Below are 1,734 nucleotides of genomic sequence, written 5' to 3'. Positions count from 1 at the left end.
CCTCCCCCCTGGGCCTGGAGGAATCCCTGCCCACTACCTAAACCAATTCACATGGATGAGTCTTCACTGTTGCACTTAATTTGACAATTCGGGAAGGAATTAAACTCGTCCCGGCGAAAATAAATTTCTCCCCCGGTAAGGAGAATATGGTATACTGCAAGTGCCTAACAGTGGCATATCCATGTTAGGCAAAAAGCGAGTTGGCGTGCCTATTATTCAGGCATTCTTGTTTGGACTCTGCTACATTGGATTGCCTCGCAAATTATCCCTTTCCTCCTAAGGAATTGAGAGATTGAGTTGTACACAAGTTGCCAAACAATTGTGCAGTAGGGTGCGCCAACTTTTCTTTGTATTTTAGACACGTTTGTCACTTAAAAGAACAAGGAGATGTTTGTTTCCATGCATTTACACAGGGTGCCACACGATCAGAAAGTGCACTTCAAGCTGCTAAAATCAGGCAAATTATGGTTAACAGTCGCAATTACAGGAATCACCTTTGGTACTGCCCTGCTGACTAATGTCACAGTGTCAGCCGCTGCAACAAATCCAGCCGCGGCTGCAATGTCCGTCGATTCGTGGATGCCCGATAAAAAACCTGCAAAAAGCAGTCAGCTCTGAGTTGCGAAGCGAGAAAATCATTACTGGTTCAGCTTTTACCCAAGCTGATTTGGCTAAGATGACCAAACTGTCGATCAACTACAATCAGCCCAGCAATTTGTCTGGGCTTCAGTATGCATCAAATCTGTCAATCTTAAGCGTTGCCAGCTTTGGTACTAATAATGGCATTTCGGACCTATCTCCCCTGGCAAATTTGACTCAGTTGCAACAGCTGGATCTGAATCACAATAATATTACAGACATAAGTCCCTTGGCCAAATTAACTGATTTACATGAGCTGCATCTCAGCTCTAATAAAATCAGTGATATTTCTGTTCTGAGCGGTCTTCACAATCTGACGGATCTTGAAGTGGGTTATAACAGCATTACCGATCTCACTCCGCTTAGCGGATTGCATCTTTTCAGCAAGCTCACTATTTCTGGTAACGCCGCCTTGTCAAATTTGAATTTGCTTGCCTCGCTCACGAATCTGCAATCGTTGCGTGCAGCGTACCTTCCGGCACTCACTAACATCACCGGAATCAAAAATGCGGTACAGCTATCCTATCTAGAACTGGAGAATGACAATCTGACCGATGTGGCTGCGCTGCAGAACATCAGCAGCTTGACTACAGTTAAATTAGACTCCAATCACATTAGTGATTTATCTCCTCTATCCAAATCATTTCAAGGGAGCATTGTGAAACCAAATAATCTGTCGGCTATAAACCAAACGGTAGCTATCGGCTCCCAACCGATCGATTATGAAGGAAAAAAAGTGCCTGTTGTCGATAACTCTTGGTCTGTTCAAAATTCCGATTTCACATATCGCTTCATTGGCACCACAACTCTGCCCAACCAGCAATCCATTTCTGCCGATGATTTCACTATGCGTGTCGGGGATCCAACACCCACTGTTGACGATTTTAAGGCTTCCGCAACGGATAAGGACGGCAACGCAATCAAGGTTTCCGTGGATCTCTCCAAAGCTGATTTATCGACCCCAGGCACTTATGACGTTGTCCTGACTGCCGCAGATGGTCAGACCAAGACCGTTAAGCTCACAGTCTTAGCCAATCAACAGTCGTTTGCCGGGAGTGATTTCACCGCCTACGTCGGCGATCCCAAACCTACTGT

2 protein-coding genes are annotated in these 1,734 nt (G+C 45.3%); both read left to right on the top strand.

Annotated features, from left to right (window positions below):
• The first annotated feature begins 387 nt into the window (after window positions 1-387).
• A complete protein-coding gene (locus H627_RS20975) occupies window positions 388-618 on the top strand; it encodes a KxYKxGKxW signal peptide domain-containing protein (protein WP_081674971.1) in 231 nt (76 codons plus the stop codon).
• A 1-nt stretch (window position 619) separates the two neighbouring features.
• On the top strand, window positions 620-1,734 hold a 1,115-nt coding region (locus H627_RS19515; RefSeq protein WP_211225690.1), incomplete at its 3' end, for a leucine-rich repeat domain-containing protein.

The sequence above is a fragment of the Schleiferilactobacillus harbinensis DSM 16991 genome (assembly GCF_000425885.1).
Taxonomy (GTDB): Bacteria; Bacillota; Bacilli; order Lactobacillales; family Lactobacillaceae; genus Schleiferilactobacillus; species Schleiferilactobacillus harbinensis.
The sequence above is the reverse complement of the archived record's forward strand: the minus strand, read 5'-3'. Positions and strand labels throughout refer to the sequence as shown.

Excerpts from the sequence above, each read along its gene's own strand:
- H627_RS20975 (WP_081674971.1), top strand. The coding sequence starts at position 388 with ATGTTTGTTTCCATGCATTTACACAGGGTGCCACACGATCAGAAAGTG.